The 25,064-nt window shown below is 72.2% G+C and carries 30 protein-coding genes and 1 pseudogene; 12 read left to right on the top strand and 19 right to left on the bottom strand.

Translation table 11 applies throughout. The features are described from left to right. Positions 1 to 7: 7 nt before the first annotated feature. The 3 genes from AC07C1_RS26470 to AC07C1_RS26480 form a co-directional block, all read right to left on the bottom strand. On the bottom strand, positions 8 to 1,192 hold the full coding sequence (locus AC07C1_RS26470; protein ID WP_478942840.1) for an MBL fold metallo-hydrolase: 1,185 nt from the start codon (positions 1,190 to 1,192) through the stop codon (positions 8 to 10). Continuing rightward, on the bottom strand, positions 1,189 to 2,445 hold the full coding sequence (locus AC07C1_RS26475; protein ID WP_478942842.1) for an aminotransferase class I/II-fold pyridoxal phosphate-dependent enzyme: 1,257 nt from the start codon (positions 2,443 to 2,445) through the stop codon (positions 1,189 to 1,191). The genes AC07C1_RS26470 and AC07C1_RS26475 overlap by 4 nt, the downstream gene beginning before the upstream one ends. A 345-nt stretch (positions 2,446 to 2,790) precedes the next feature. Beyond that, entirely contained in the window at positions 2,791 to 3,825 is a 1,035-nt protein-coding gene (locus AC07C1_RS26480) for a hypothetical protein (protein WP_478942844.1), read from the bottom strand. Between the two features lie 516 nt (positions 3,826 to 4,341). Between AC07C1_RS26480 and AC07C1_RS26485 the strand changes: the two genes are divergently transcribed. Continuing rightward, positions 4,342 to 6,138, top strand: coding sequence for a thiamine pyrophosphate-requiring protein (locus tag AC07C1_RS26485; protein ID WP_478942846.1), 1,797 nt, complete (start codon positions 4,342 to 4,344; stop codon positions 6,136 to 6,138). Positions 6,139 to 6,231: 93 nt separating this feature from the next. Here the strand turns inward: AC07C1_RS26485 and AC07C1_RS26490 are convergent, their stop codons facing one another. Next, positions 6,232 to 6,318 carry a DUF3761 domain-containing protein gene (locus tag AC07C1_RS26490; protein WP_225075656.1) on the bottom strand — a complete coding sequence of 29 codons (87 nt, stop codon included), beginning with the start codon at positions 6,316 to 6,318 and terminating at the stop codon, positions 6,232 to 6,234. Here AC07C1_RS26490 and AC07C1_RS26495 point away from each other — a divergent pair. The 5 genes and pseudogenes from AC07C1_RS26495 to AC07C1_RS26515 form a co-directional block, all read left to right on the top strand. Further along, complete coding sequence (locus AC07C1_RS26495) at positions 6,311 to 6,607, top strand: hypothetical protein (RefSeq protein WP_478942988.1); 297 nt, start codon at positions 6,311 to 6,313, stop codon at positions 6,605 to 6,607. The two genes, AC07C1_RS26490 and AC07C1_RS26495, sit on opposite strands and share 8 nt — an antisense overlap. A gap of 763 nt (positions 6,608 to 7,370) precedes the next feature. Further along, positions 7,371 to 7,733 (top strand): MarR family winged helix-turn-helix transcriptional regulator, encoded by a 363-nt coding sequence (locus AC07C1_RS26500; RefSeq protein WP_014173936.1) that lies wholly within the window; start codon positions 7,371 to 7,373, stop codon positions 7,731 to 7,733. Continuing rightward, a complete protein-coding gene (locus AC07C1_RS26505; protein ID WP_478942848.1) occupies positions 7,730 to 9,163 on the top strand; it encodes an MFS transporter in 1,434 nt (477 codons plus the stop codon). The genes AC07C1_RS26500 and AC07C1_RS26505 overlap by 4 nt, the downstream gene beginning before the upstream one ends. 33 nt (positions 9,164 to 9,196) lie before the next feature. Then, positions 9,197 to 9,490: a DUF1330 domain-containing protein gene (locus tag AC07C1_RS26510; RefSeq protein ID WP_478942850.1), complete on the top strand. Its 294-nt coding sequence runs from the start codon at positions 9,197 to 9,199 to the stop codon at positions 9,488 to 9,490. 128 nt (positions 9,491 to 9,618) lie between these two features. Beyond that, positions 9,619 to 10,501, top strand: a pseudogene (locus tag AC07C1_RS26515) (Tn3 family transposase); the annotation flags it as partial. 109 nt (positions 10,502 to 10,610) lie between these two features. On the opposite strand, the gene AC07C1_RS26520 reads toward AC07C1_RS26515, so the two are convergent. Continuing rightward, the gene (locus AC07C1_RS26520) at positions 10,611 to 11,336 is read right to left on the bottom strand and encodes a dienelactone hydrolase family protein (RefSeq protein ID WP_478942852.1); all 726 of its coding nucleotides are present in this window, start codon (positions 11,334 to 11,336) and stop codon (positions 10,611 to 10,613) included. Positions 11,337 to 11,591: 255 nt separating this feature from the next. Here AC07C1_RS26520 and AC07C1_RS26525 point away from each other — a divergent pair, with 255 nt between their 5' ends. Beyond that, entirely contained in the window at positions 11,592 to 11,759 is a 168-nt protein-coding gene (locus AC07C1_RS26525) for a recombinase family protein (protein WP_453413979.1), read from the top strand. A 1-nt stretch (position 11,760) separates the two neighbouring features. Here AC07C1_RS26525 and AC07C1_RS26530 read toward each other — a convergent pair whose 3' ends face one another. Then, positions 11,761 to 11,916 carry a hypothetical protein gene (locus AC07C1_RS26530; protein WP_478942854.1) on the bottom strand — a complete coding sequence of 52 codons (156 nt, stop codon included), beginning with the start codon at positions 11,914 to 11,916 and terminating at the stop codon, positions 11,761 to 11,763. A gap of 468 nt (positions 11,917 to 12,384) precedes the next feature. On the opposite strand from AC07C1_RS26530, the gene AC07C1_RS26535 reads away from it, so the two are divergent. The 3 genes from AC07C1_RS26535 to AC07C1_RS26545 are packed head-to-tail and all read left to right on the top strand — an operon-like array spanning position 12,385 to position 13,960. Next, positions 12,385 to 12,762, top strand: a complete 378-nt coding sequence (locus AC07C1_RS26535) for a DUF2795 domain-containing protein (RefSeq protein ID WP_478942856.1) — start codon at positions 12,385 to 12,387, stop codon at positions 12,760 to 12,762. Further along, positions 12,759 to 13,412: a diguanylate cyclase gene (locus AC07C1_RS26540; protein ID WP_478942858.1), complete on the top strand. Its 654-nt coding sequence runs from the start codon at positions 12,759 to 12,761 to the stop codon at positions 13,410 to 13,412. The genes AC07C1_RS26535 and AC07C1_RS26540 overlap by 4 nt, the downstream gene beginning before the upstream one ends. A 5-nt stretch (positions 13,413 to 13,417) precedes the next feature. After that, positions 13,418 to 13,960: a type 1 glutamine amidotransferase domain-containing protein gene (locus AC07C1_RS26545; protein ID WP_478942860.1), complete on the top strand. Its 543-nt coding sequence runs from the start codon at positions 13,418 to 13,420 to the stop codon at positions 13,958 to 13,960. A 100-nt stretch (positions 13,961 to 14,060) separates the two neighbouring features. Here the strand turns inward: AC07C1_RS26545 and AC07C1_RS26550 are convergent, their stop codons facing one another. From AC07C1_RS26550 to AC07C1_RS26560, 3 genes are all read right to left on the bottom strand, one after another. Beyond that, positions 14,061 to 14,318, bottom strand: a complete 258-nt coding sequence (locus AC07C1_RS26550; RefSeq protein ID WP_478942862.1) for a DUF6158 family protein — start codon at positions 14,316 to 14,318, stop codon at positions 14,061 to 14,063. 180 nt (positions 14,319 to 14,498) lie between these two features. Beyond that, positions 14,499 to 16,118: an ABC-F family ATP-binding cassette domain-containing protein gene (locus AC07C1_RS26555; RefSeq protein WP_478942864.1), complete on the bottom strand. Its 1,620-nt coding sequence runs from the start codon at positions 16,116 to 16,118 to the stop codon at positions 14,499 to 14,501. Positions 16,119 to 16,419: 301 nt separating this feature from the next. After that, positions 16,420 to 17,076, bottom strand: coding sequence for a histidine phosphatase family protein (locus tag AC07C1_RS26560; protein WP_478942866.1), 657 nt, complete (start codon positions 17,074 to 17,076; stop codon positions 16,420 to 16,422). Between the two features lie 83 nt (positions 17,077 to 17,159). Between AC07C1_RS26560 and AC07C1_RS26565 the strand changes: the two genes are divergently transcribed. Then, the gene (locus AC07C1_RS26565; protein WP_478942868.1) at positions 17,160 to 18,653 is read left to right on the top strand and encodes a phosphatase PAP2 family protein; all 1,494 of its coding nucleotides are present in this window, start codon (positions 17,160 to 17,162) and stop codon (positions 18,651 to 18,653) included. Positions 18,654 to 18,774: 121 nt separating this feature from the next. After that, complete coding sequence (locus tag AC07C1_RS26570) at positions 18,775 to 19,596, top strand: class I SAM-dependent methyltransferase (protein WP_478942870.1); 822 nt, start codon at positions 18,775 to 18,777, stop codon at positions 19,594 to 19,596. A 56-nt stretch (positions 19,597 to 19,652) separates the two neighbouring features. Here the strand turns inward: AC07C1_RS26570 and AC07C1_RS26575 are convergent, their stop codons facing one another. The 10 genes from AC07C1_RS26575 to AC07C1_RS26620 form a co-directional block, all read right to left on the bottom strand. After that, the gene (locus tag AC07C1_RS26575) at positions 19,653 to 19,943 is read right to left on the bottom strand and encodes a gas vesicle protein K (protein WP_478942872.1); all 291 of its coding nucleotides are present in this window, start codon (positions 19,941 to 19,943) and stop codon (positions 19,653 to 19,655) included. Then, on the bottom strand, positions 19,940 to 20,128 hold the full coding sequence (locus AC07C1_RS26580; protein ID WP_478942874.1) for a gas vesicle protein: 189 nt from the start codon (positions 20,126 to 20,128) through the stop codon (positions 19,940 to 19,942). Before AC07C1_RS26580 ends, AC07C1_RS26575 begins: the two co-directional genes overlap by 4 nt. 13 nt (positions 20,129 to 20,141) lie before the next feature. Continuing rightward, positions 20,142 to 20,897 (bottom strand): GvpL/GvpF family gas vesicle protein, encoded by a 756-nt coding sequence (locus AC07C1_RS26585; protein ID WP_478942876.1) that lies wholly within the window; start codon positions 20,895 to 20,897, stop codon positions 20,142 to 20,144. After that, positions 20,894 to 21,232, bottom strand: a complete 339-nt coding sequence (locus tag AC07C1_RS26590) for a gas vesicle protein (RefSeq protein ID WP_478942878.1) — start codon at positions 21,230 to 21,232, stop codon at positions 20,894 to 20,896. The genes AC07C1_RS26585 and AC07C1_RS26590 overlap by 4 nt, the downstream gene beginning before the upstream one ends. Next, positions 21,229 to 22,485, bottom strand: a complete 1,257-nt coding sequence (locus AC07C1_RS26595; RefSeq protein ID WP_478942880.1) for an SRPBCC family protein — start codon at positions 22,483 to 22,485, stop codon at positions 21,229 to 21,231. Before AC07C1_RS26595 ends, AC07C1_RS26590 begins: the two co-directional genes overlap by 4 nt. Then, on the bottom strand, positions 22,482 to 23,105 hold the full coding sequence (locus tag AC07C1_RS26600) for a DNA primase (RefSeq protein WP_478942974.1): 624 nt from the start codon (positions 23,103 to 23,105) through the stop codon (positions 22,482 to 22,484). The genes AC07C1_RS26595 and AC07C1_RS26600 overlap by 4 nt, the downstream gene beginning before the upstream one ends. Next, complete coding sequence (locus AC07C1_RS26605; RefSeq protein WP_478942882.1) at positions 23,105 to 23,365, bottom strand: gas vesicle protein GvpG; 261 nt, start codon at positions 23,363 to 23,365, stop codon at positions 23,105 to 23,107. Before AC07C1_RS26605 ends, AC07C1_RS26600 begins: the two co-directional genes overlap by 1 nt. A gap of 30 nt (positions 23,366 to 23,395) precedes the next feature. After that, positions 23,396 to 24,166, bottom strand: coding sequence for a GvpL/GvpF family gas vesicle protein (locus AC07C1_RS26610; RefSeq protein ID WP_478942884.1), 771 nt, complete (start codon positions 24,164 to 24,166; stop codon positions 23,396 to 23,398). Continuing rightward, complete coding sequence (locus AC07C1_RS26615; protein WP_478942886.1) at positions 24,163 to 24,585, bottom strand: gas vesicle structural protein GvpA; 423 nt, start codon at positions 24,583 to 24,585, stop codon at positions 24,163 to 24,165. The genes AC07C1_RS26610 and AC07C1_RS26615 overlap by 4 nt, the downstream gene beginning before the upstream one ends. 66 nt (positions 24,586 to 24,651) lie before the next feature. Next, positions 24,652 to 25,050 carry a gas vesicle protein GvpO gene (locus tag AC07C1_RS26620; protein ID WP_478942976.1) on the bottom strand — a complete coding sequence of 133 codons (399 nt, stop codon included), beginning with the start codon at positions 25,048 to 25,050 and terminating at the stop codon, positions 24,652 to 24,654. Between the last annotated feature and the right edge of the window lie 14 nt (positions 25,051 to 25,064).

Consider the following 25,064-nt stretch of genomic DNA (forward strand, 5'->3'; position numbering starts at 1 on the left):
GCGCCCCTCAACGGGCGCCTGCCTCCAGCGTCTTGGAAGCTCCCACCGGGAGATCCCACAGGTCCTCGCGCGCCAGTCCCGCCTTCTCCCAGGCCACCTGTACCCGGGTGAGCGGTTCCAGGACCGGTTCGGCGGAGAGGATGAAGGTGCCCCAGTGCATGGGGGCCATGCGGCGGGCGCCGAGGTCGAGGGTGGCCTGGACCGCTTCTTCCGGGTCGCAGTGGACGTCGCTGAGCCACCAGCGGGGGTCGTACGCGCCGATGGGCATCAGGGCGAGGTCGATGCCGGGGTAGCGGCGGCCGATGCGGGAGAACCAGTGGCCGTAACCGGTGTCGCCGGCGAAGTACAGGCGCTGTCCGCCGGAATCGGTGAGGACCCAGCCGCCCCAGAGGCTGTGGCAGGTGTCGGTGAGGGTGCGCTTGGACCAGTGGTGGGAGGGCACGAAGTCGAAGCGGACACCGGAGAGTTCGGCGCCCTCCCACCAGTCCAGCTCGGTGACGCGGGTGAACCGCCGGCGGCGGAACCAGCGGCCGAGGCCGGCGGGCACGAACACGGGGGTGTCGCGCGGGAGCCGGCGCAGGGTGGGGGCGTCGAGGTGGTCGTAGTGGTTGTGGCTGATGACGACGGCGTCGACGCGGGGCAGGGTGTCCCAGGGGACGCCGACGGGGGTGATACGGGCCGGGGTGCCCAGGATGCGACGCGACCAGACGGGGTCGGTGAGGACGGTCAGGCCGCCGATCCGGACGATCCAACTGGCGTGTCCCGCCCAGGTGACGGCGAGGGTGCGGGTGTCGACGCGGGGCAGTGGGGCCGGTGCGTACGGGAGCCGGGGTATGTCGGCGAGGCCTTCCGGGCCGGGGCGTACAGCGCCTTCGCGGGCGAAGCGGGCGAGGGCCTTGAGGCCGGGCAGGGGGGCGGTGAGCCGGTCGTGGAACGTCCGTGGCCAGACCCGGTGTTCGCCGAGGGGGCGGGGCTCGGCCGGCGGTGGGCAAGGCGGCGTGAGGGGGGCCGGCGCGGTGGCCGGGCCGGTCGCCGCGGTCGCCGCGATCGTGACGGTCCTGGCGGTCGTGTCCGCGGTGGGGCCGGTGTCGGTCGTAGGGGTCGCAGTACTCGTGGTGGCGGTGGTTATCGTGGCGGTCGTGGTGGCGGTGGTCGTCGTGGTCGATCCGGGCTCATGCGTCTGCTGCGTCATCGAGGAGGCTCCCATCGCTGAGCGTCGTCGCGGAGATCGTCGAGGACCGACCGCAAAGAGACCAACGCGCGTTGCACGTGTGGCAGTTCCAGCGGCGCGGGTGACGTGAGGCATTCCGTGCGTTCCTCGTCCGTGGCTCCCAGCAGGTGCCCGGTGGCGAGCCGTACGCGCAGGGCCCCGAGGTCGTCACCGAAGCGGTGGCCGCCGGGCGCGGGCATGTCGAGCCGGGCGGTGAGGAGGTCCTCCAGTTCCTGAGCGTCGCCGACGCCTTGAGCCGCGAGCGGTTCGCGCAGAGGGGCGAGGTCGGCGTACAGGTGACGGCCGGCCTGGGGTGGGCGGGCGAGCGCGCCGGCGGCGACGACGGCGGCGTGCGCGGCGGCGGCCACGCGCGCGTGCAGCCGCACGGTGGCCTCACGGCGCTCGATGACGGGCGGGGGTTCGTCGAGGGCGTATCCGGCGGCCGCGGCGACGGGGGCGGCGATCCAGGCGCCGAGCGCGGTGAGGATGTCGAGTACGCGCGCGTGCAGGTGCCGGCCGGTCCCGGTGGCCGGGAAGCGTGCGATGGCGGCAGGCCAGCCGGGGGGCAGCAGGGCGCCGGCCAGGTCGGTGACGACGGTGACCCGGTCGGGCTGCATCTCGGCGGGGCTGAGCATTACCGTCCCGTGCGGGGCGTGCAGGGTGTCGCGCCAGGTCTCGTCGCTGACCAGGTGCAGTCCCTCGGCGGTGGCGGCCTCGATGGTCTCGTGCAGCAGTTCGGGCGGGGCCACGGTGGCGGTGGGGTCGTCGGCGACGGACAGCACCAGCAGCCGTGGGTCGCCGCCCTCGGCGCGGACCCGCTGGACGGTCTCCAGAAGGGCGAACGGGTCGGGGACGCCGCCGCTCTCGGCGGGCGTGGGCACATGGAAGACGGGCCTGCCGAGCAGCCTGGCGTAGGGCGCCCACCAGGCGGGGCAGGGGCGGGGTACGAGCACGTCGGCTCCGTCCCCGGCCAGGGCGGCGGTGAGGGCGAGCAGCAGTGCGGGGGCGCCGGGGCCGGCGGCCACCTGGTCGGGGCCACAGGGCAGTCCTCGGCGGGTCCAGTAGCCGCAGGCCGCTTCCAGCAGTGCGGGGGCGCCGCCGACGGGCTGGGCGTCGGCGCGGTGCGCGGCGGCGGCGAGCACGGCGGACAGTTCGGGCAGCACGGGCAGGCCGTCGCCAGGCAGGGGTGGGCCGTAGCGGACGGGGCCGTGGCCCTCGCGTTCCGTCCGCCGCATGTCCGCCTCCGCGCAGTCCGTGGTGCCGGGTGCCGTCCCCTCCGGGCCGTGGTGCCGTCGGGAGCCGCTGGGTGCTGTCCGGCGAGGTGCGTGGGCCCGCCGGCCGCTGGCGGTCGTCCCGCCGGGCGCCGTTCTCGCCGGTTCTGCTCTGTCGTGTGCGGTGCGTCCGGTGCGCTTTCCCGCGTCGGCTGCCGTGTGCCGTCGTATCCGGATCCGTGCTCCCCTCGCCGTCTGCCGTGCTGACCGGGTTGCGGTGGTGCGTGTGATCCCCGTTGCCGGTGTGTCCTCGTGAGGGTGTGTACCCGCCGGACGGCGCTCCATGGCCGGTGCCCGTATCCGTCCGGCTCAGAGACCCGTGGGCCGGCCTCCGGCGGACCGTCTGCGGCCGTGGACGCGGTAGGCGGCCGCGCCGCAGGCGGCGGCGATGAGTACACCGCCGGTGACGAGGGCGGGGACCGAGTCGTTGAAGGTGCCTCCCGCGCCGGCCTGCACACCGTGCTGCACGGATGCCTGGCCGCATCCGTCGCCCCCGTGGGGTTCACGGCAGGTCTGCCCGTCCGGGCACGGCGCGCCATGGGACTCCTCGCACCGGCCGCCGCCATCGACGCAGGGCGCGTCCTTGGACTCCTCGCACCGGCCGCCGCCATCACTGCACGGGGTGCCCTGCGACTCCCCGCACCAGCCGCCGTCGGCGGTGCAGGAGCCGGTGCCGGCGCACTCCCGCTCCGCGCCCTGGCATGGCTCGTCCTCCTGGCACGGCGACCGGTCCGGGCATGCCGCCCCCTTCTGGCAGTTCCCATCGTCCGGGCAGGACTCGGCTTCCCGGCACTGGCTGCCGTCGCCGCACGGCTTGGCGGCCTCGCAGTCCTGGGCCTCGCCGCACGGCTTGGCGGCCTCGCAATCCTGGGCCTCGCCGCAGGGCCCCGGTTCGGCGCACGGGGCTTCGCGGCCGCCGGCGACGGTGTAGGCCGCGCTCCACGGCTTGCCCGTTCCGCCGGTGTCGGCGGGGCAGGTGCCGTCGACGGTCCACGCGGTGTCCGGGCCGGTGCCGACGGGGTCGTCCGCGGCCTTGTCACCGGCGGCGACGCGGGCGGTGCCCCGGTAGGCGGGGCCGGTAGCGCCGGTCTCACGGTTCCGGTCACCGGTGACCCGGCTCAGGTGCGCGGTACCGCCCTCGAAGCCCGGTGAGGCGGCGTCGAGGGACTGCGGCACCGGGCCGGTGACGGCATCGCAGGCCACGGACACGGTGACGCTGCCGCCGGGCGGGACGGTGCCGGGACCGGTGTCGGCGGCGGGGTCCGCGAGGGCGGCGGGCCCCGCCAGGGCGAGCGCGGCACCGGCGACGAAGGCGACGGACAGGGCACGGGCGGTGCGGCGCATGGGACGGGCTCCTCGGCGGCTACGACGTGTCGGTCGGGTGGCGGGACGCCAGGGCACCGGTACGGCGGTGCGACAGTACGACCGGGCGGCGCCACGGGTCCGGGGCACGGGCCGTGCCCTCGCTGCCATCACAGCCCGCGCCGCCTCGTACCGCGCGCGGCCGGAGCCCATTCGCGGGACACGAACGGCCAGGCGGGTGACAGGCGGACGCTCCGGCAGGCGGGTGTTGTCCGGCCGTGCCGACCGGCAGAGGGAACGACGATCGGCCGCACCGGCAGAGGGAACGACGATCGGCCGCACCGGCAGACGGGTGACCGCCGAGGGCGAGCAGGCGCGAGCAGGCGCCAGCAGGCAGTCGGAGCGGCCGCCGGTCCCCTCCCGCTCCTCCCCCGGCGAGCACGGGTGTCCGGCACCCGTCCGGACCCCCGAAGGTTTTCCGTCTCCCGGGCAGGTGACTCGGTACCCGCTGACGCTGACCGGATCGTCCGCTTCGTACTGGACCGGGGAGGTCCCTCCATGAGCACCAAGGTCTCCGACCACATTCTCGAGCGCCTGCGCGCCTGGGGCGTGGAACAGGTCTTCGGCTATCCGGGCGACGGCATCAACGGGCTGCTCGCCGCCTGGGGCCGCGCCGACGACCAGCCGCGGTTCATCCAGTCCCGGCACGAGGAGATGTCCGCGTTCGAGGCCGTCGGGTATGCCAAATTCAGCGGCAGGCTCGGGGTGTGCGTGGCGACCTCGGGGCCGGGCGCGATCCATCTGCTCAACGGCCTGTACGACGCCAAGCTGGACCATGTGCCGGTACTGGCCATCGTCGGCCAGACGAACCGGACCGCGATGGGCGGCTCCTATCAGCAGGAAGTGGACCTGCACACGCTGTACAAGGACGTCGCCTCGGAGTTCGTGGAGACGGTGACCGTGCCCGAGCAGCTGCCGAACGTGCTGGACCGGGCGATCCGCACCGCCTACGCCCGGCGCTGCCCGACCGCGCTGATCATCCCCGGCGACGTGCAGGAACTGGACTACTCGCCGCCGTCGCACGAGTTCAAGATGGTGCCCTCCAGCCTGGGGATGAGCGACTACACGGCGACCCCGTCGGACGAGGCGCTGCGCCGCGCGGCGGATGCGCTGAACGAGGGCGACAAGGTCGCCGTCCTGATCGGGCAGGGCGCCGCGGGTGCGGTCGTGGAGGTGCAGGAGATCGCGGAACTGCTCGGCGCGGGTGTCGCGAAGGCGCTGCTCGGCAAGGACGTGCTGAGCGACGAACTGCCGTACGTCACCGGGCCGATCGGTCTGCTGGGCAGCAGGCCGTCGTACGAGCTGATGCGGGACTGCGACACGCTGCTGACGATCGGTTCGTCGTTCCCCTACACGCAGTTCATGCCGGACTTCGGCAAGGCGCGGGGCGTGCAGATCGACATCGATCCGCACATGATCGGTATGCGGTACCCGTACGAGGTGAATCTCGTCGGTGACGCCAAGGCGACGCTGCGGCGGCTGATCCCGCTGCTGAAGGCCGACCGGGGCGGGCGCGAGTGGTACGACACGGTGTGCGCGAACGTGCGCCGCTGGCACGAGACGATGGAGCGGCGGGCCGGTCTGTCGGCCGATCCGATCAACCCCGAGTACGTGGCCCGCGCCCTGGACCCGCTGCTGCCGGACAACGCGATCCTCACCTCCGACTCCGGTTCGGTCGCCAACTGGTACGCGCGGCACATCACCATGCGGCCGGGCATGCGCGGCTCCCTGTCCGGGACGCTGGCGACGATGGGCCCGGGCGTGCCGTACGCGATCGGCGCGAAGTTCGCCCACCCGGACCGGCCGGTGTTCGCCCTCGTCGGGGACGGGGCGATGCAGATGAACGGCCTGGCGGAGATGATCACGGCGGCGAAGTACCGGGACCGCTGGTCGGATCCGCGGCTGGTGGTGGCCGTGTGGAACAACCGTGATCTGAACCAGGTGACCTGGGAGATGCGGGCGATGGAGGGCGCCCCGTCGTTCCTGCCGTCACAGGAGCTCCCGGACGTGCAGTATGCGGCGTTCGCCCGTTCGCTGGGCCTGACCGGCATCCGGGTGGAGAAGCCCGAGGACGTGGAGGCGGGCTGGCGGGCGGCCCTGGAGGCCGACGGGCCGGCCGTGGTCGAGTTCCTCACCGACCCCGCCGTACCGCCGATCCCGCCGCACGCCACCTGGGAGCAGATGGAGGCGACGGCCGCGTCGATCCTCAAGGGCGACGCCGACCGGGGTTCAATGATGAAGCAGGGCCTGAAGGCAAAGGTGCAGGAGTTCCTGCCGGGCCGGAGCAAGGACTAGGGCCTCTCGTTTGGATCATGCCGGGCCCCGCGAGCCCGGCATGATCCAAACTAAAGGCGTTAGCTGTATGTTCGGCTGTCGCACGGCACCGGCCTACCGGTAGAAGACCGCTACGCCCCCATGGTGCGAGCACGCGCCCTGATGATGGGCGGCGTACGAGTAGGTGCCGTCATTGCACAGAGCGGTGGCGCCGGTCCCGGCACCGCTGGAACCACCCGAGGAGCTTGAACTCCCACTTCCGGACGACCCGCCGGACGAATCACCACTGCCTCCCGAACCCACGGCCGCCGCGTGCGCGGTGACGGTCACCCTCACCTTGACCTTGACCGTCTTCGTTGCCGTCACCGTCGGCCTGGGCGCGGGCGTCGCGGTCTCGGTGGCCGTGGCCGTGGCCGTGGCCGTCGCGGTGACAGTCGCGGTCGGCTGCACCTTTGCGGCCGCCGCCTTCACATCGTTCCCGTCGCCCTGACCTCCGGCGCCGGCGCCGATGCCGAGGAAGAAGGCGAGTCCGATCGCGGGCAGTACGTAACGCTTCCGTCCCCACCTCGGCCTCGTTGTGACAGGCGGCTGTGGCGGCATGGTGTACGGATTGCTCACGTGTCCCCCCAGGGCGCGTTGGAACGTCGACCGTAATGCCTCCTGTGAAGATCGTGTGTTGTTTCGGTGTGCTAGTCATCTATTCGTGACCTCGACTGCGGCAGGCATCCCGGTCACCGTGGCAGCATGCCGGCCCGGCGCCACTCCGCCCTGCTGTTACCCGAAGCGGAGAGCATCACCGCCGTGCGCCGACGCACACGCGGAGTTGACGGCCCACCAGAACCGGTAAAGAGCCTCACCGACGCCCGGCGGCCAGCCGGTCGCCTTCCCGAGGGAAGCGGGCACCACGGCGGTCCGGTGAACGGCTTCTCCCCCTACCGCCGAGGGGATCAGGCCGGAGTGGCTGAGCGAGCGCATGGGGCTCGACGTCCCGTCCACGGCCCGGTCCACCCAGGCCGCCTGCAAGGTCACGTCCACCGCTGCTGACGTCGCGTCTTTAAAGCGCGATGGCCGGCCGCCGTCGCGGGTGCGGATCGAGGCCGCCCGCGCCAGTCGACCATTTACATAAATTATGAATATAAAAATGCTATGCTTCCAGCATGAGTCGTCAAGACACCGCTCCTGGCGCGTCCGCCGCCATCGGCGCAGCCCTCTACGGCCTGGCCACCAGGGCCGCGAGACGCCTGCCCCGGGACATGAGCCTGACGTCCGCCGCCACCTTGGCCACCCTGGACCGGACCGGCCCGCGGCGCATCACCGATCTGGCCGCGGTCGAGGGCGTCACCCAGCCCGCGATGACCGCCCTGGTCCGGGTGATGGAGGAGTCCGGCCTGGTCGAGCGGCGGGGCGACGCGTCCGACAAGCGGGTCACGCTGGTGTGCCTGACCGAGGCCGGCGCCTCCTATGTCCGGACGCGGCGCCAGGCGGGCGTCCACGCGTTCGAGCGGTTGATCGGCGAGCTCACCGGCGACGAGGTCGAGGCGCTGGTGGCGGCCCTTCCGGCGCTGAAGCATCTGGCAGAGCTCGAAAGCCAGGACCGCGAAGGGCCGAAGCAGTGACCGGGCAGCCGGTCGGCGGGGTCGCGGTGAAGGCGTTCCCGGTGGCGCGTTCCGAGGCGCGGCTGCTGGTCCCCGCCCTGATGTTCATCGCTCTGGTCGTGGCGGCGGTCGCCAGCCTCGGGACGCCGCTCATCACCAGCGTGGCGACCTCGTTCCACGTCTCGCTCGGCAGCGCGCAGTGGACGCTGACCGTCGCGCTGCTCAGCGGCGCCGTCGCCACGCCGGTCCTGGGCCGGCTCGGAGCCGGCCCGCACCGGCGGGCCACGATCCTCGCCACGCTGGTGGTCGTCGTCGCCGGCAGCGCGCTCACCCTGCTCCCGCTGCCGTTCGCGTGGCTGCTGGCCGGCAGGGCGGCCCAGGGCGTCGGGCTCGGGCTGACGGCGCTGATGATGGGCGTGGCCCGGGACCACCTCCCCGAGGAGCGCAGCGCGGCCGTGATCGCCCTGATCTCGGTGGTCTCGATCATCGGGGCCGGCGTCGGCTACCCGCTGGCCGCACTGCTCGCCGAGCTCGGCGGGGTACGGGCCGCCTACGGCCTCGGCCTGGTCGTCACCGCCGCCGCCCTCCTGACCGCGTGGCGCTCCATGCCCGAAGCCCCCGAAGGCCGCTCCGCCCACGTGGACGTGGCAGGCGCGGTCGTCCTGGCCGCTGCGCTGCTCCTGGTGCTGTTCCTCGCCGGCGAACGGAATCTGTGGAGCCGGCACCTCGCCGTGGCGGCGGGCCTCGCCGTCGTCGCGGTGGTGCTGCTCTGCGTCTGGGCCGTCATCGAGCTGCGCAGCACGACGCCCCTGGTCGATGTGCGGGCGGTGCGGCACCCGGCGGTCGCCGGGGCGAACCTCGCCATGTTCGTCGGCGGGATCGGCATGTACCTCCTGCTCACGCTCATCACCCGGTACGCGCAGACGCCGCACGGCGCCGGCTACGGCTTCGGGCTGACGACCTTCGTCGCCGGGCTGGTCCTCATCCCGTTCTCGGTGCTGGGGTTCGTCGCCGGCAAGCTCACGCCGCGGGTCCGGACGCGGATCGCCGACCCTCTGCTCCTGGCCGGCAGCGCCGTCGTGGTCGGCGGCGGGTTCGCCCTGTTCGCGGCGGCCCGGTCGGACCTGGCCGAACTGTTCGCGGCGATGGGCGTGCTCGGCTTCGGCGTCGGCGGCTTCTCGGCCGCGATGCCCGGCGTCATCCTGGCCGTCACCCCCAAGAGCGAGACGTCGAGCGCCATGAGCTTCAACTACGTCGTCCGCAGCGTCGGGTACTCCCTGGGCAGCGCCATCGGCGGCCTGATCCTCGCCGCGGGCACCGGCCCCGGCCACCTCTTCCCCGACGACAGCGCCTACACCACCGCGGCGCTGGTCGGCATCGGCGCCATGGCGATCACGACGCTGACAAGCCTCGCTCTCGCCCGCCGACGCTCGTCCGAGACCAACCCGTAAGTCAGATGCACTCATCCCGACACTGGAGGTTCCATGCCCAAGGGCTACTGGGTCAGCGTCTACCGCACCATTTCAGACCCTGAGAAGCTGGCTGCCTACAACAAGCTGGCCGGTCCGGCCGTCCAGCTCGGGGGCGGGCGGCCCCTCGTCCGTGGCGGTCGGGTCGCCGCATACGACGCCGGAATCGCCGAGCGTACCGTCCTGATCGAGTTCGACAGCTTCGAGCAGGCCGTCGCGGCACGCGAGAGTGCGGCCTACCAGGAGGCGCTGGTCGCCCTCTCCGACGGCGTCGAGCGCGACTTCCGCATCGTCGAAGGCATCGACTGACCGAGGTCCAGTCGGATCTTCACTGAAGGACTCTGTCGGGAATCCTGAGGACGGGCGGTTAACGATCGTGACGTTGCGTCAGGCTCGTAGGAACATGATGCCCATGTTCCCGGGAGCCCGATATCTCGGCCGCGCTGTGGGCGGCGCTGGAGGAGGTCGCCCCGCGCGCCGCCGTGATGACCGCCGCGGCCACGGTGGTGGCGCTGGTGCCCGAGGACGAGGGCTCGGCTGAGGTCGCGATGCGGGCCGCGCTCGCGAACCGGTACGCGACGGTGCGTCCGTTCCTGTCGCTGCTGGGTGAGTCGAAGGCGCTGGACGCGGCGAGTGCGGGCAAGCGGGTCCGGGCTGGGGTCCGGGGCCTTCCGGCGCTGGCGCGGCGGAAGGTGGGCGTCAAGCCGCTGCTGCCGCGCGAGCTGGACGACAAACTCGTGCCGCCGGCGTGGCGCAAGGCGGTGTACGCCAACCCGGATCTGCCGCAGGGCGCGGTGGACCGGGACGCGCACGTGGCGTGCGTGCTGGAGCAGTTGCACCGGGCCCTGAACAACCGTGACGTGTTCGCCTCACCCTCGCACCGCTGGTCCAACCCCCGGGCCCGCCTGCTGGACGGGCCTGACTGGGATGCGGTCGAGGAGGACGTGCTGGCCGGGCTGTGCCCGGACATGCCCGTGGAGGAGCACCTGGCGGAGCTGGTGCGGGGTCTGGACGCCGGGTGAAAGCAGCTCGCCGAACGGCTGGAGGAGGCGGGGCCGGCGGCGAAGGTCTCCATCGAGGTGCAGGACGACGGGCGGGTGAAGCCGAACGTCGACAAGCTCGGCGCGCTCGGCGAGCCGAAGTCCCTGACCTGGCTGCGCCAGCGGGTCGAGCGGATGCTCCCGAAGATCGACCTGCCGGACCTTCTGTTCGAGGTGAACACCTGGACCGGCTTCCTCGACGCCTTCGTGCACTTGGGCGACGGCACCACCCGGATGAAGGACCTGTCCACCTCGGTGGTCGCCCTGCTCGTGTCGGACCGCCTCCACCCCGGCCGCCGGCGCCCTGCGCCCGCTGCGCGACCCGGATGCCCCAGAGCTGGACGAAGACGACGACGGCGGGCAGGAGTGAGTATCAGGAGCCGATCGGATCAATCCGTGACGGGCAGGCACTCGACGAGCAGGGCGACGATGTCACGCCAGGCTCGCTGTGCGTGCCGTGGGTGGTAGCCGACGCCGGGAGGCGCGGTGTGGTCGACCGGTGGGTGGTGGAAGGCGTGAAGGGCTCCTCCGTAGACCACGAGGCGCCAGTCGACGCCCGCGGCCTGCATCTCTGCGGTGAACGCCTCCCGTTGGGCGGGCGGCATGATCGGGTCTTCCGACCCGACCCCGGCCCATACCGGGCAGCGAATGCGTGCCGCCTCGCCCGGTCGGCCCGTGGTCAGTGCGTTGACTGTCCCAATCGCGCGCAGGTCGACGCCATCGCGACCGAGTTCCAGTGCGACTGCGCCCCCGGTGCCGTAGCCGACGGCGGCGGTCCGGTCAGGGTCGGCCCGTGGTTCGGCACGCAACACGTTGAGCGCGGCGTGACCGATTCCTCGCATGCGGTCGGGATCGGCGAGCAGCGGCATGCAACGGGCCAACATTTCCTCTGGGTCTTCCAAATAGCGTCCGCCGTGGAGGTCGAAGGCCAGCGCCACGTACCCCAGCTCGGCCAGAGCCTCGGCCCGTCGGCGCTCGACATCACTGAGCCCCATCCCCTCGGGTCCGAGCAGGACTGCGGGCCGACGCTCGGCACCGGCCGGGAGCGCTAGGTATCCGATCATCGTCAGGTTGTCGGCCGGGTATTCGACCGTACGGGTTGTGACCGTCGTCATGCGACTGGACGGTAATGACCGTTGCGCCCGCTCGGGGTGGTGTTCACCGATGGCAGACAGCAGTCTGTCCCGACTACATCACCCGGACGCGTCGGCTGCCTGTCGTCAAACGATCGAATGACGACAGGCGCGGTGGCCGTCCAATGAACCCGGACGGGGCACGACGGCGGCGCCGATCCAATCAGATCCGATGGCGGCTGATGACAGGGTTTGCTGACAGCTAGGGTCGAATGCGACCCCACAACGGGGAGCGACATGGCCAACCTGGTCTACAAGCGAGTGTCGACCGACCAGCAGTCGACCGACCGTCAGAACCTTGTCCTGGACGAGGCCGGGATCGAAGACCCGGTCGTCTTCGAGGAGCAGGCCGCACCTCCAGCCGCCTCCACCCTCTGGAACGAGCGAAGTTCGGCGAACTGCTGACCTACGCGCGGCCGGGCGGCACCACGACCAGGGGCTGCGCTCCCTCGGGCAGCCGGGACACCGGTTCCCCGGGGCTCGGGCCGCGTGCGTAGGTGACCCGCACGTCGATGCCCTCGTGGCCGTCCAGCCACCACGTCTCGCCGGCGTCTGCCGTCATCACCGTTCCTCTCGTCTCATGCTGCCTGCCGGGTGTCGTCGCCGGGGCCCGGGGGCGATGGTGCGGTCACGGGCGGTGCCGGATGAAGCAGAGGGTCGCCGTCGCCGTGGCCATGGATCCTTGGCCGGTCGACAGGGACGGCAGGCCGGCCGGGCGGTCCGGGGGTGGCGGCGGTGCGGCCTGGCCGCACAGCTCGCGCACCTCCTCGGCGGAGAGCCGGCTCGGGCTGGGACTCGGAGGCTGGTGGTGGGGCCGGGTGCCGGCATTGAGCGCCTCGGTCGCCACGGCGCCGCGCCCGCTCGGGGGTCTGCCGGCTGTTATGCGACGGCCCCTACGGGTACGCGTCCGCACACCGCGTAGCCCGACGGACGAGCAGAACCGGAACGGCCGGTTTCCGGCGGCCGGAGCGGGTGTCGGTGTCCGGTCGCCGGGTACGCGGTGCGGACCTTCGACCCTCTGGAGGGAGACATGCAGCGAGGCAGTGACCGGCTGAGCGTCCACCGGGACGACGAGATGAAGCATGAGCTGCAGGGCCTGCTGAGGTCCGGGCATCCGACGCGCGTCGAGGAGTGGCACGATCCGGAGCCGGCCGCGGACGACGACCCCGAGGTCTGGAGCGGACCGGTGGGTGGTCTGGGATCGCCGGCGTCGCTGGAGCGGCTGCGGCTGGAGCTGGCCCGGAAGCTGGGCCGGCACGCGTTTCCCGCCACGGCGGGTGAGCTGGCGCGGGTGCTGCGCCGGGGCAACGCGCCCGGCGGGCTGATCGACGCGGTGGCGGGTCTGCCGCACGGGGACCAGTACGCCAACGTGCAGCAGCTGGCCGTGGCGCTGGCGGGCGGCGAATGAGCCAGGATCAGGCGGCCGAGGTCGCGCGTGGCGCGACCGTCGACGTCGGGGACGCCACGACGCGGTTCCTGCTGTACGGGCTGCTGCCCGGCTGGTTCGTGCCGGGGCTCGCGGACTGGGTGATGCACCGGCGCACCCGGATCGAGGACACGACGGGGACGAAGGAGTCCCTGCTCCACTCTCTGATGATGGCCGAGGTCGGCCTGCCGATCGCGCTGACCCTGCGCTACGAGATCAATCCGCTGCTGCTGACGGTGCAGCTGGGCGCGGCGGCGGTGCACGAGGCGACGGCGCTGTGGGACGTGCGCACGGCCGTCGACAGTGACCGTGAGGTCAAGCCCGTCGAGCAGCACATCCACAGCTTTCTGGAGTCGCTGCCGTTCGGCGGGCTGGCCTCGCTGATGTGCCTGCACGCCGATCAGGTGCGGTCGCTGCTGCGGGGCGGGCGCGGGGACCCGGACGCGTGGCGTCTGGTGCCGCGCAGGCGCCCGCTGTCGCCGGGTTATCTCGCGGGCATCGGCGTCGCGATCGGCGCGTGTGTGCTCCTGCCGTACGGCGAGGAGCTGCTGCGCTGCCGGCGGGCGGCCCGGGACAGGAAGCGGCGCGCGCGGGCGGCGAAGGCCGCTGTGCGCGCCGGGAAAGGAAGCTGAGAATCATGCGTATCGCGTTTCTGGTGGCGCCCGAGGGCGTCGAGCAGGTCGAGCTGACGGAGCCGTGGAAGGCGGCCTCGGACGCCGGGCACGAGCCGGTGCTGGTATCGACGGAGTCCGGGAAGATCCAGGCGTTCAACCATCTCGACAAGGCGGACACGTTCCCCGTGGACGAGGTGGTGGGCGAGACGTCGGCCGGTTCGTTCGGTGCTCTGGTGCTGCCGGGCGGGGTGGCCAACCCGGATTTCCTGCGGATGGACGAGAAGGCCGTCGCGTTCGTGAAGGGGTTCTTCGAGCAGGGCCGTCCGGTCGCGGCGATCTGTCACGCGCCGTGGACCCTGGTGGAGGCGGACGTCGTGCGCGGCCGGGTGCTGACGTCCTGGCCGAGCCTGCGGACGGACATCCGCAACGCGGGCGGCACCTGGGTGGACGAGCAGGTGAAGATCTGCGACCACGGCTCCAACCAGCTGGTGACCAGTCGTAAGCCGGACGATCTGAAGGCGTTCTGCGACGCGTTCCTGCACGTGTTCGCCGGGGAGGCGGGCTGAAGGCCGGCTGACCTGACGCACCGCGTGAAGGGCCGGTCCGCACGGGCCGGCCCTTCACGCACGTGGTGGGTGCGGGGTGCTTGTGGGTTCGGGGTGCCGGTCAGGTGCCGGACGTGTCCGGGGTCGCGGCCTCGCCGCAGGCGCGCTCACGGGCGCCCTCGCGGGTGCGGCCCGCGCTCACCAGGCGGCGCGGGTTGCGGCGCAGGTATTCGCCCTCCAGCTGCGCCATGCGCTCGTTGTGGGCCCGCAGCGCGTCGTTCGAGCCGTACAGGAGGGTGTCGTGGCGCGTGCGGTGGATCGTCTCCAGCTCCTTCATGAGCTGCTGGTCGTCCAGCCGGCCTGGGTCGACTCCGGTCATGGTGGTTCCCCGCTCGTCGGTTCGTGTATGCGGTCCGGGTACCCGTCCGGCGTGCACTGCACCCGGGCGGTTCCGGGAGGAATCCATTGGAGCGCGCGTTTCTGCATCCACTCTACGAACATCCGGGGTCGTGGGCCTCCGCATACGCCGTGGAGGGTGCCCGGCCCGCGCTCGTCGCGGCTACCGGGCCCGTTCCACCCGGCGCTCGTCCCAGACGGGTTCCGGGGTCTCGCGGACGCGGCCGTCGCTGCCGAAGACGAGGAAGCGGTCGAAGGAGCGCGCGAACCAGCGGTCGTGAGTGACCGCGAGGACCGTGCCGTCGAAGGCCTCCAGGCCCTCCTGCAGGGCCTCTGCGGATTCCAGGTCGAGGTTGTCGGTCGGCTCGTCCAGGAGCAGCGCGGTGACGCCGGCGAGTTCCAGCAGCAGGATCTGGAAGCGGGCCTGCTGGCCTCCGGAGAGCCGGTCGAAGGACTGCTCGGCCTGCTGGGTCAGCTCGTAGCGGCGCAGCCGGGACATGGCCGCCCCCCGGTCCTGGGAGTGTTCCTTCCACAGGATGTCCAGCAGGGTGCGGCCCTGGAGTTCCGGGTGGGCGTGGGTCTGCGCGAAGTGGCCGGGCACGACCCGCGCGCCCAGCTTGAACGCGCCCGTGTGTGCCACGTCCTCGCTGGCGAGCAGCCGCAGGAAGTGCGACTTGCCCGATCCGTTGGAGCCGAGGACGGCGACCCGTTCGCCGTAGAAGACCTCCAGGTCGAAGGGGGTCATCAGGCCGGTCAGCTCGAGCTGCTCGCAGGTGACGGCCCTGATGCCGGTGCGGCCGCCCTTCAGGCGCATGGTGATGTCCTGCTCACGGGGCGGCTCCGGCGGCGGGCCCACCTCCTCGAACTTGCGCAGGCGGGTCTGCGCGGCCTGGTACCGGGAGGCCATTTCGTGGCTGACGGCGGCGGCCTGGCGGAGGTTCAGGACCAGCTTCTTCAGCTGGGCGTGCTTCTCGTCCCAGCGGCGACGCAGCTCCTCGAAGCGTGCGAAGCGTTCGCGGCGGGCGTCGTGGTAGGTGGCGAACCCGCCGCCGTGCACCCAGGCGTCGGCGCCGGCCGGTCCGGGCTCCACGGAGACGATCTTCTCGGCGGCGCGGGCGAGGAGTTCACGGTCGTGGGAGACGAAGAGCACCGTTTTCCGGGTCTCCCTGAGCTGTTCCTCCAGCCAGCGTTTGCCGGGCACGTCGAGGTAGTTGTCCGGCTCGTCCAGCAGCAGCACCTCGTCGGTGCCGCGCAGCAGCGCCTCCAGCACCAGGCGTTTCTGCTCGCCGCCGGAGAGAGTGCTCACCTGCCGCCATTGCGCGCGCTCGTAGGGCACGCCGAGGGCGGCGGTGGTGCACATGTCCCACAGGGTCTCGGCCTCGTAGCCGCGGACCTCGGCCCAGTCGGCGAGGGCCTGGGCGTACGCCAGCTGGGCCGCCTCGTCGTCGACGGTCATGAGGGCGTGCTCGGCGTCGTCGACCGCCTTGGCCGCCGCGCGGATGCGGGGCGGGGCGACGGACACGAGCAGGTCCCGTACGGTCGTCTCGTCGCGTACGGAGCCCACGAACTGGCGCATCACGCCGAGACCGCCACTGACGGTGACGGTGCCGCCGTGCGGTTTCAGCTCGCCGGAGATGAGCCGGAGCAGGGTGGTCTTGCCCGCGCCGTTGGGCCCGACCAGGGCGACGGCGGCGCCTTCGCCGACCCGGAAGGAGACATCGCCGAGCAACGTCCTCCCGTCGGGGAGGTGGTACTCGAGATGCGCGGCTTCCAGGTGTCCCATGGGGAGGCATTCTCCTCGGTGCCCCGGACCTGCGGCAAACGCATATCCGGCGGAGCCGTCCGGCGGTGTCGTCCGGCGGTGTCGTCCGGCGGTGTCGTCCGGCGGTGTCGTCCGGCGGTGTCGTCCGGCGGCCTCGCCACGGCTCGTCCGTCATCCGGCCGTGAACTCCGCCGCTACCCGGCCGTGAACTCCGCCGCCACCCGAGCGTGAACCCCGACCGCGGGCTCCGCCGCCATCCCGTCGCGCGGACCCGGTCCGCCGCCTCCCCCGCGACCCCGTCGTGCGGACCCCGGCTCGTGCGCTACCCGGCCGTGTCCAGCGGTTCTCCCGCCGGGCCGCCCTTGCCCGCCGGTTCCACCGTGGCGCCCTCCCAGGACACGGCCTTCCAGCCGTCGGACGGGGAGCCCTCCAGGACGACCACGCCGGTGTTCTCCAGGGGGCGGGCGGCGGCGAAGGCCACGTCGACGTTCTCGGCGCGGGCGGCGGCCCACACGCGGATCGCGGCGCCGTGGCTGACCATGGCGACGGTCCGGGCGCCGCTCGCGGTGGCCTCGGCGACCACGGCGTCGTACCGGGCGAGGGCCTCCTCGCCGCTCTCCCCGCCGGGGACGCGCAGGGCGGTGTCCCCGGCCGCCCACGCGAACACGGTGCGCAGGTACCGCTCACCCTCGGGCGAGCGGCCGGGCCGCATCTCCAGGTCGCCGGCGGACAGCTCGCGGATGCCGTCACGGACGATCACCTCGAGGCCGCGGGCGGCGGCCAGTGGGGCGGCGGTGAGCTGGGTGCGGGTCAGCGTGGAGGCGTACAGGGCCTGGATGTCCTCGTCGGTGAGCGCCTCGGGCAGGGCGGCGGCCTGTGCCTGGCCGAGCGGGGTGAGTCCCGGGCCCGGCACGGCCGTGTCCAGCAGGTGGTCCACGTTGGACGGGGTCTGGCCGTGGCGGACCAGGAGCAGACGCATCCGGGGGGATCTCCTCACCGCACCGGCCGGCGACCGGGCGTACGGGAACACACGAAACGGGCTCTTCAGGGTAACCGCACCCCATGAGCCCAGACCTGGACCTGACCGCCCTCCCGACCAGCCGCAACGCCCTGCGCAAGCTGCTCGGCCTAGACGCCCGGGTGTTCGAGGCGGCCGCCGCCTGGCACTGGCCCGGCGCCGAGCGCGTGCTGCCCCGCCTGAGCCGCAGCGCGAACCACGGTGTGCTGTGGTTCGCCACGGCCGCCGCGATGGCCGCGAGTCGCACCCCCCGGGCCCGCCGGGCCGCCGTGCGCGGGCTGGCCTCGCTCAGCCTGGCCTCACTGACGATCAACACCCTCGGCAAGCGCTCGGTGCGCCGGGCGCGGCCGGTGCTGGACCCGGTGCCGCTGGTCCGGCGGCTCAAGCGGCAGCCGATCACCACCTCGTTCCCGTCCGGGCATGCCGCGTCGGCGGCCGCGTTCGCGACCGGGGTCGCGCTGGAGTCGCCGGCGTGGGGGGCGGCGGTGGCGCCGGTGGCGTTCTCGGTGGCGGCCTCCCGCGTCTACACGGGGGTGCACTTCCCCAGCGATGTGCTGGCCGGCGCGGCGCTGGGGGCGGGCGCCGCCTTCCTGGTGCGGCGTCTGGTGCCGACCCGGGCGGGGGCCTGGCGGGACGCCCGGCCGCGTGCCCAGGCGCCGGCGCTGCCCGAGGGCGACGGGCTCGTGGTGGTCGCCAACCGGGCCTCGGGCACGGCCGACCGGGTGCGCGCACTGCGCGACGCGCTGCCACAGGCGGAGATCGTCGAGTGCGCGCCGGAGGACGTCCGGGACGCGCTGGCGAAGGGGGCGGCCCGGGCGCGGGTGCTCGGGGTGTGCGGCGGCGACGGCACCGTGAACGCGGCCGCGGAGGTCGCCCTGCAGCACGGTCTGCCGCTCGCGGTGCTGCCCGGCGGCACCCTCAACCACTTCGCCTACGACCTGGGCGTGGAGGACGAACGCGATCTGGCCCGTGCGCTCCGGCACGGGGAGGCGGTCCGGGTGGACGCGGGCCGGTTCGTCACCGCCGACGGCGCCGGGCTGTTCCTCAACACGCTGAGCCTGGGTGTCTATCCGGAGCTGGTGCGCGAGCGGGAGCGCTGGTCGCACCGGGTCGGCGGCTGGCCGGCCGGGGTGCTCGGCGCGCTGCGTGTACTGCGCGCGGACCGGCATCCGCTGGAGGTGGAGGTGGGCGGTGAACGGCGGCCGCTGTGGCTGCTGTTCGTCGGCAGCGGCGTCTACCACCGCATGGGTCTCGCGCCCGGCCGCCGTACCGATCTGGCGGACGGTCTGCTGGACGTGCGGGTGGTGCACGGCAGCCGCCGGCCCGCGCTCCGGCTCCTCGCCGCGGCCGTCGCGGGCCCGCTGACCCGGTCCCCCGCGCATGCCGCCGTGCAGGTCAACCGGCTGCGGCTGACCGGCATCGCTCCCGGTACCCCGCTCGCCTACGACGGCGAGGTCACGACGGTGTCGGGCGAGGTGACGCTGGAGAAGCTGCCCGAGGCACTGACCGTCTACCGCCCGCTGCGCACCACTCCCTGACGACCCGTCAGCCCACATTGCGAAACGTGGGTCTCACCATTCGGCACGTGCGCGTACCGTCATGCGTACCGCCGGGGGTGTCGCGGGACGCCGGGGCGGTACGACGCGAAGGGGTACAGCCATGCCGAAAGCGCGGGAGACCGCCGTCTACACGCACGGGCACCACGAGTCGGTGCTGCGTTCGCACACCTGGCGCACCGCCGCCAACTCCGCGGCCTACCTGCTCGCCTCGCTCAAGCCCCATATGAGGATCCTGGACATCGGCTGCGGTCCGGGGACCATCACCGCCGACCTGGCGGAACTGGTCCCGGACGGCCATGTCACCGGCGTCGACCAGGCGCCGGGCATCCTGGAGCAGGCCCGCGCCACCGCCGCCGCACGCGGTCTGGGCAACACCGACTTCGCGGTGGCGGACGTCCACGCCCTGGACTTCCCGGACGACAGCTTCTGCGTGGTCCACGCCCATCAGGTGCTCCAGCACGTCGGCGACCCGGTACGGGCGCTGCGGGAGATGCACCGGGTGACCAGGCCGGGTGGGTTCATCGCGGTACGCGACGCGGACTACGCGGCGATGACCTGGTATCCGGCGGCCCCCGGCCTGGACGACTGGCTGGAGCTGTACGAGCGGGTGGCCCGCGTCAACGGCGGCGAGCCCGACGCCGGGCGGCGGCTGAAGGCGTGGGCGCTGGCCGCCGGACTCAGGGACGTCACGGCCACCTCCAGCACCTGGACGTTCGCCACGCCCGAGGAGCGGGCCTGGTGGAGCGGGCTGTGGGCGGACCGCACCCTCGCCTCCGCCTACGCCGAGCGGGCCACCCAGGGCGGTCACGCGACCGCCGAAGAGCTGCGGGCGGTGTCGCGGGCCTGGCGGGAATGGGGCCGGCGGGAGGACGGCTGGTTCGCGGTCCTGCACGGGGAGATTCTCTGCCGTAAAGAGGTCTGAGCCCCAGGAGCCCGAAACCAGGAAGCCCGAGCCGGGAAGACTGAATCGCGCTTCGATCACTCGCGGGGAAGCAGCGGCCCGAGCGGCCCGAGGTCCAGGTTCAGGTCCTCGGGCCGCAGGCCGTACCGGTCCCGGAGTTCGGCCATCCGGTCCTCGAGCAGCATCAGGGTGAGCCCGATGCGCTCCTCCTGCTCCTCGCTCAGCTCCCCGGTGTCGAAGCGGCGTACCGCCTGCCGTTCCATCAGCTGACGCAGCAGCTCCACCACGGTCAGGACGAGTTTCACCAGGTCGCGCTCGACCGTGTCGGGTTCGAGGTCGAGCCGTTTGCGCGGGCTGCGCGCGGTCATGCCGGCTCCTCGAAGGGCGAGGGGACCTGCTCGTTGACCGAGCTGATCAGCGCGTTCAGATCGATGCGCACGAGGTCGACGTCCGCGATACGCAGCGTGATGTCGCCGGTGATGACGACCCCGCCCGCCAGCAGCCGGTCGAGCAGGTCGACGAGTGCGATCTCGCGTCGTTCCACGACGGTCACCGTTCCGCCCCCCTCATGATTCCTCCCCCGTGAAGGAGTAGGCGGCCCAGGGGCCGGTGAGTTCCACCCGGATTCCCGGGGCCTCGTCCTTCGTCCGGTCGACCAGTTCCACGAATTCCTCGGAATGGGCCCGGGGCACCAGATAAGCCCCGTTGAGTATGTTCTGGCCCGGCGTCGTGGAAAGCGCGGCATTCTGCGGGGCGTGCAGCCGGGAAGCCTCGGCGTGCCGGGAGAGCCGCTCGTGCAGGGACTGCGCGAACTGCTCGGCCCGCTGCCATTTCTCCTCGTGCGCGTGGCTGCTCTCGCGCCGCCGGCGCAGATAGTCCCGCCCGCTGGCCGGTTTCGCCGCGGCGGGGACGGGTTCGGCCGGCTCGGGCTCCAGGTATACCTTCACGCCCCACTCCACGCGGCCGTGCAGCCGGTCCAGGACGCGACGGAAGTCGTCCTCGCGGGCCTCGATCATCGTTCGGACGCCGCTGTCGTCGCGGAAGACCGTCGCGAGCCGGAGCGGCAGCGGGGTGGTGACGGTGGTGAGCGCGTCGATCACGCCCTGGTGGGCGCGGGCGGTCGCGGACAGCCAGTCCATGTCCTCCAGGTGGGCCTTGAGGGCGCCTTCGGAGAAGTCGGCCTCCGGGACGGTGCTGACGACCGCGACCAGGTCGTGGTGGTGCAGCAGCGCCGGCGGGGCGCCCCCGATGCCGGTGAGCTGGGACTGCAGGGGCGTCCCGAAGGGGCGGCAGACGGCGTAGACGTACCGCAGTCCGGTCATGGTGCCTCCTCCTTCCGTACGCGGCCCGTTTCCAGCTCCTCCAGCCGGGCCAGTCGTTCCCTCAGCTCGGCGTTCTCCCGCGTCAGCTCGTCCCGGCGGGCCCGGGAGGAGAGGGCCGGGTCGGTCTCCCACCAGTCGATCCCCATCTCCTTGGCCTTGTCTACCGAGGCGACGATGAGTCTCAGCTTGATGGTGAGCAGTTCGATGTCGAGCAGGTTGATCCGGATGTCACCGGCGATGACGACACCCTTGTCGAGCACGCGCTCCAGGATGTCGGCGAGGTTGGCCCCCGAGCCCTGACCATAGGGCTCGGGGAAGCGGCCGGGCGTCGTCATCGACGGCTCCCGCGCTCGGCGTACTCCGGCTCCTCTTCCTCCTCGTCGTACGCCTCCTCCTCGGACTGCTCGGACTGCTCGGGCTCCTCACCCTCCTCGGCCTCGTCCTCGTACGGGCCCTCTTCCTCGTCCTCGGGCTCGCCCTCTTCCTCTTCCTCTTCAGGCTCGTCCTCGTCCCGGTACTCCTCGGACTCGCCTTCTTCCTCCGGCTCCCCTTCCTCCTCGGGCTCGCCCTCTTCCTCGGGCTCGTCCTCGTCCCGGTACTCGTCGGGCTCGCCCTCTTCCTCCTCGCCCTCTTCCTCGTCCTCGGACGATTCCTCGCCCTCGTCGTCCGGGGCCGCACCCTCGGGCCCCTCGTCTTCCCGCTCCTCCTCGGCCACGGCGTCCTCGTGGCTGCGGACCACCTCGCCGTCGCGGATCTCGCCGCGCCAGCTGTCCTCCGCCTCTCCCTTCAGGGTGATGAAACGGGCGAAGTTCTTCAGGTCCAGCCTGGCCCGGCGGCCCTGGGCCCGCCAGATGTTGCCGGTCTTCTCGAACAGGCCGGTCGGGTAGTACTCAATGACCAGCAGGACGCGGGTGAGGTTGTCCTCCAGCCGGTGGAAGGAGACCACTCCCTTGGTGGTGCCCTTGGCGCCCTCCGACGTCCACTGGATGCGGTAGTCGGGTATCTGCTCGGTCGTTTGCGCCTTCCAGCTACGGCTGGACCAGAAGATCTTCGCCTGCCAGTCGGAATGGGTGTCGTCGGCGCGGTTCGCGCTCTTGACGCCCTTGGCGAAGGTGCTGAAGCTCTGGTACTGGGTCCACTGGTCGTAGGCGGTGCGCAGCGGCACCCCGACGTCGACGGACTCCATGATGACGGTGGGCTTCTTGCCCGCGCCGCCCTTCTTGCCCTTGCTCCCCCCGAGGCTCTTGACCGCGTCCATCACTTTCTCCTTGGCGCTGGAGGCGCCCAGTTCGAGCGCGGAGCGCAGCGGCCCCTTGTCCTCGGCGATCTTGCGACCGCCGTCGAGCGCGAGCTTGGCGAAGCCCGGGCTGTTTCCCTCGGCGATGTCGTTGAGCTTGTTGGTGGTCTCGCCGAGCTTGCGGCCGAGGCCGGTCAGCATTCGCTGGGCCTGCGCGGACAGGTACTCCTGGGCCTCCGCCTTCAGCCGGTCGGCGGCCTCGCTGTGGGCGAGGTCCGCCAGCGGGTTGTCCTTGGCCCCACCCGTGGCCTTGCCGGCCGCGGACGTGGCCGATCCAAGGGTCTCGGTCATCGGTCATCGCCGCCCTTCGACTGCCGTGGAGCGGCTCCGCGGGCGGAGCCGCCTGCCTCGGCGGTCTTCTTCGCGGCCGTCCTGCGGGCCGCGCCGGTCTTCTTGCTCGCAGCCTTCTTCGCGGGGGCCGTCTTCTTGGCCGACGCCTTCGCCGGTGCCTTGGTCTGGGCCTTCTTGGCGGGGGGCCTCTTGTCCGACTTCTCGCGGGGCTTTTCGTCCCGGTCGGAGCTCTCCTGGTCCTCCGGCTCCTCGCGGCCCTCGTCGTCCTCGGCCTCGTCCTGCGGCTCCTCCTCGTCGCCGGTCCCGCCGGCCAGCTGGTCGCGCATGTCGGAGGTGCGGCCGTGCAGCCGGTCGGCGAGCGCGTTCATCTGCCGCTCGACCATGGCCCCGGACGCGGCCTTGCCCACGCCGCGCAGGTCCTGGCGCAGCTGGTCCCCGATCTCCTTGAACTGCGGGTTGTTCTTCAGCTGCTGGCTCATGACGTCAGCGAGCATCTTCGGGCTGAGGTTCAGCTTCTTCCCGGCCACCAGGGACCCGACCGCGAGCGCCATTTTCAGCTTCTTCGTGCGTCCGAGGAAATATCCGGCCCCTACGGCGAGGCCCACTGCCGTTCGGTTCATCATCCCGTCCCGTTGCCTTTGGCGTCGCCGGAGCGCAGGGCGGCCTCCAGCCGGTCGAGCAGTTCGTCCTCGCGCTGGTCGAACTCCTCCTCAGTGATCTCGCCCGCCTCCAACTGCTCCTCGAGGCGGGCGAGTTCGGCCCGTACGGTGGCGGGGTCGTAGTAGATCCGTTCCGCCTCGCGGAGCACCTGTCTGACGGCCCAGGCGCTGCCGCGCACAGGCGCGAACGGCAGCATCAGTACTTCGCCGATCAGTCCCACGGTGTTCTCCTTCCGCTCGGGCCGGACGCGCTAGTGCGTGCCGGCGTCCGCGCTCGCCGTGGTACCCGCGGGCGCGGCGGGGCCGGGCTCCACGAAGCTGTACGGCGGCAGCGGCCCGTTGATCCGCAGATCCAGGTGGGCGTGGCTCTTCCGGACCTGCTCGACGGCGGCCAGGAAACTCTCGGCCGAATCCCGCGCGACCAGGAACGACACGTTCACCAGCCAGCCGGTGGACTCGGGGCCCACGCTGACCGCGGCGGCGGCCGGCGCCAGCAGGCCGTGGACCTCGGTCGCGTCCTCGGCCTCCTTGGCCTTGACGGCGGCCGCGACCATCTCACCGAGGCGGATCTTGTCGTCGTACCCACCACCGCCGGAACGGCGGTTGGCCTCGGCGAGGGTGCGCACCTCGGCGTTCTCGGCCATCACCAGATGCAGGACGGCCTCTTCGATGTGGCTGGCCTTGACGTTGTACTCGACCTTGCCGTCCAGCTCCCGCAGCCGCTCCTGGTAGTGCTCGGCCCGCTCGGTGAGCACCTGGGTGACGGCGTCGTCGTCGGGGGCGACGCTGCCGAAGCGCATGGGCAGGACGCAGCCGCCCGCGCCGGTCTCGGCGAGCACGTTCTGGTGCGCGAGCAGATCCCTGCGCTTGGGGCGCAGGCCCTCGGGGGCGTCACTGACCACGGCGACCAGTTCACCGGCCGTGAGCGTCCGCACGGGCAGGGGCGGCTCGCCCACGCCGGTCATGCCCTCGGGCAGTGCGGGGTGCGACCGCGCGGTGATGCCGTAGACGTACGTGCTCACTCCTGCTCCTCCTTCCGGCGCGCCGGAGCCTTGCGGGCGCGCGGCCGGGACTCGGTCTCGCCGTCCTCACGCGCCTGGTTGAAGGCGTCGGATATCGTCTGCGCGGCGCCGGACAGCGCTCCCTTGGACTTGCCGCGGGCGCCGGACTCGGTGACCTCGCCGACGATCTCGGGCAGACCAGGGCTCTTGTTCGGGCCGGACTCGAGGTCCAGGCGGTTGCACGCCTCGGCGAAGCGCAGATAGGTGTCGACGCTGGCCACGACGACCCGGACGTCGATCTTCAGGATCTCGATGCCGACCAGAGAGACGCGCACGAACGCGTCGATCACCAGGCCCCTGTCCAGGACCAGCTCAAGTACGTCGTAGAGGCCGCTGCTGCCGCCTCCTCCTCCGGTCTGCTGTGCCGGAACAACAGTCATGCCGGCGATTCCTCCTCGTGTGTAGTCGGTCTACGGTCTGCGCGGGTGGGGTCCCGGGCGGGTGGCTCAACGGCCACCGCCGCGAGGGTCGGCCCTTCCGCGTTCGTAACGGCGGACGCGGCGGTAGCCGGCCAGCTGTCCGTCCTGGTCGATCTCGACCTGGTAGCTCGCCATCAGGCTCATCGTGTCGGGCACCCTCGCCAGTTCGAGGACCTCGACCTCCAGCGACCACCCGTCCTCCGTCTGCTCGAACGAGGACACCGACTCCGGCGCGAGGCCGGTGAGTTCGGCGAGCTGGGCGCGAGCTTGGCGTAGAACCTCCATGGGGCTCGGACGATGATCGTCCGCCGCCTTCTTCCCTGTGTTGCTGTGTGTTTCCCGTGAGTGCTGTGAGTCCTCTGAGTCACGTGAATGTTGTGACTCACGTGAACCCTGTGTCTGGTGTGGGTTGTTTGTGTTCGACATGGCCACCTCTCCCT

Source organism: Streptomyces sp. NPDC045022, from assembly GCF_056432605.1.

What these genes read in the sequence shown, in the direction of transcription:
- AC07C1_RS26555 (WP_478942864.1), bottom strand. Translation starts at nt 16,118, where the DNA reads ATGGGACACCTGGAAGCCGCGCATCTCGAGTACCACCTCCCCGACGGG.
- AC07C1_RS26535 (WP_478942856.1), top strand. Translation starts at nt 12,385, where the DNA reads ATGCAGCGAGGCAGTGACCGGCTGAGCGTCCACCGGGACGACGAGATG.
- AC07C1_RS26565 (WP_478942868.1), top strand. Translation starts at nt 17,160, where the DNA reads ATGAGCCCAGACCTGGACCTGACCGCCCTCCCGACCAGCCGCAACGCC.
- AC07C1_RS26525 (WP_453413979.1), top strand. Translation starts at nt 11,592, where the DNA reads ATGGCCAACCTGGTCTACAAGCGAGTGTCGACCGACCAGCAGTCGACC.
- AC07C1_RS26480 (WP_478942844.1), bottom strand. Translation starts at nt 3,825, where the DNA reads ATGCGCCGCACCGCCCGTGCCCTGTCCGTCGCCTTCGTCGCCGGTGCC.
- AC07C1_RS26585 (WP_478942876.1), bottom strand. Translation starts at nt 20,897, where the DNA reads ATGACCGGACTGCGGTACGTCTACGCCGTCTGCCGCCCCTTCGGGACG.
- AC07C1_RS26540 (WP_478942858.1), top strand. Translation starts at nt 12,759, where the DNA reads ATGAGCCAGGATCAGGCGGCCGAGGTCGCGCGTGGCGCGACCGTCGAC.
- AC07C1_RS26570 (WP_478942870.1), top strand. Translation starts at nt 18,775, where the DNA reads ATGCCGAAAGCGCGGGAGACCGCCGTCTACACGCACGGGCACCACGAG.
- AC07C1_RS26590 (WP_478942878.1), bottom strand. Translation starts at nt 21,232, where the DNA reads ATGACGACGCCCGGCCGCTTCCCCGAGCCCTATGGTCAGGGCTCGGGG.
- AC07C1_RS26470 (WP_478942840.1), bottom strand. Translation starts at nt 1,192, where the DNA reads ATGACGCAGCAGACGCATGAGCCCGGATCGACCACGACGACCACCGCC.
- AC07C1_RS26520 (WP_478942852.1), bottom strand. Translation starts at nt 11,336, where the DNA reads ATGACGACGGTCACAACCCGTACGGTCGAATACCCGGCCGACAACCTG.
- AC07C1_RS26600 (WP_478942974.1), bottom strand. Translation starts at nt 23,105, where the DNA reads ATGAACCGAACGGCAGTGGGCCTCGCCGTAGGGGCCGGATATTTCCTC.
- AC07C1_RS26510 (WP_478942850.1), top strand. Translation starts at nt 9,197, where the DNA reads ATGCCCAAGGGCTACTGGGTCAGCGTCTACCGCACCATTTCAGACCCT.
- AC07C1_RS26545 (WP_478942860.1), top strand. Translation starts at nt 13,418, where the DNA reads ATGCGTATCGCGTTTCTGGTGGCGCCCGAGGGCGTCGAGCAGGTCGAG.
- AC07C1_RS26475 (WP_478942842.1), bottom strand. Translation starts at nt 2,445, where the DNA reads ATGCGGCGGACGGAACGCGAGGGCCACGGCCCCGTCCGCTACGGCCCA.
- AC07C1_RS26560 (WP_478942866.1), bottom strand. Translation starts at nt 17,076, where the DNA reads ATGCGTCTGCTCCTGGTCCGCCACGGCCAGACCCCGTCCAACGTGGAC.
- AC07C1_RS26485 (WP_478942846.1), top strand. Translation starts at nt 4,342, where the DNA reads ATGAGCACCAAGGTCTCCGACCACATTCTCGAGCGCCTGCGCGCCTGG.
- AC07C1_RS26595 (WP_478942880.1), bottom strand. Translation starts at nt 22,485, where the DNA reads ATGACCGAGACCCTTGGATCGGCCACGTCCGCGGCCGGCAAGGCCACG.
- AC07C1_RS26550 (WP_478942862.1), bottom strand. Translation starts at nt 14,318, where the DNA reads ATGACCGGAGTCGACCCAGGCCGGCTGGACGACCAGCAGCTCATGAAG.
- AC07C1_RS26500 (WP_014173936.1), top strand. Translation starts at nt 7,371, where the DNA reads ATGAGCCTGACGTCCGCCGCCACCTTGGCCACCCTGGACCGGACCGGC.
- AC07C1_RS26620 (WP_478942976.1), bottom strand. Translation starts at nt 25,050, where the DNA reads ATGTCGAACACAAACAACCCACACCAGACACAGGGTTCACGTGAGTCA.
- AC07C1_RS26575 (WP_478942872.1), bottom strand. Translation starts at nt 19,943, where the DNA reads ATGACCGCGCGCAGCCCGCGCAAACGGCTCGACCTCGAACCCGACACG.
- AC07C1_RS26530 (WP_478942854.1), bottom strand. Translation starts at nt 11,916, where the DNA reads ATGACGGCAGACGCCGGCGAGACGTGGTGGCTGGACGGCCACGAGGGC.
- AC07C1_RS26615 (WP_478942886.1), bottom strand. Translation starts at nt 24,585, where the DNA reads ATGACTGTTGTTCCGGCACAGCAGACCGGAGGAGGAGGCGGCAGCAGC.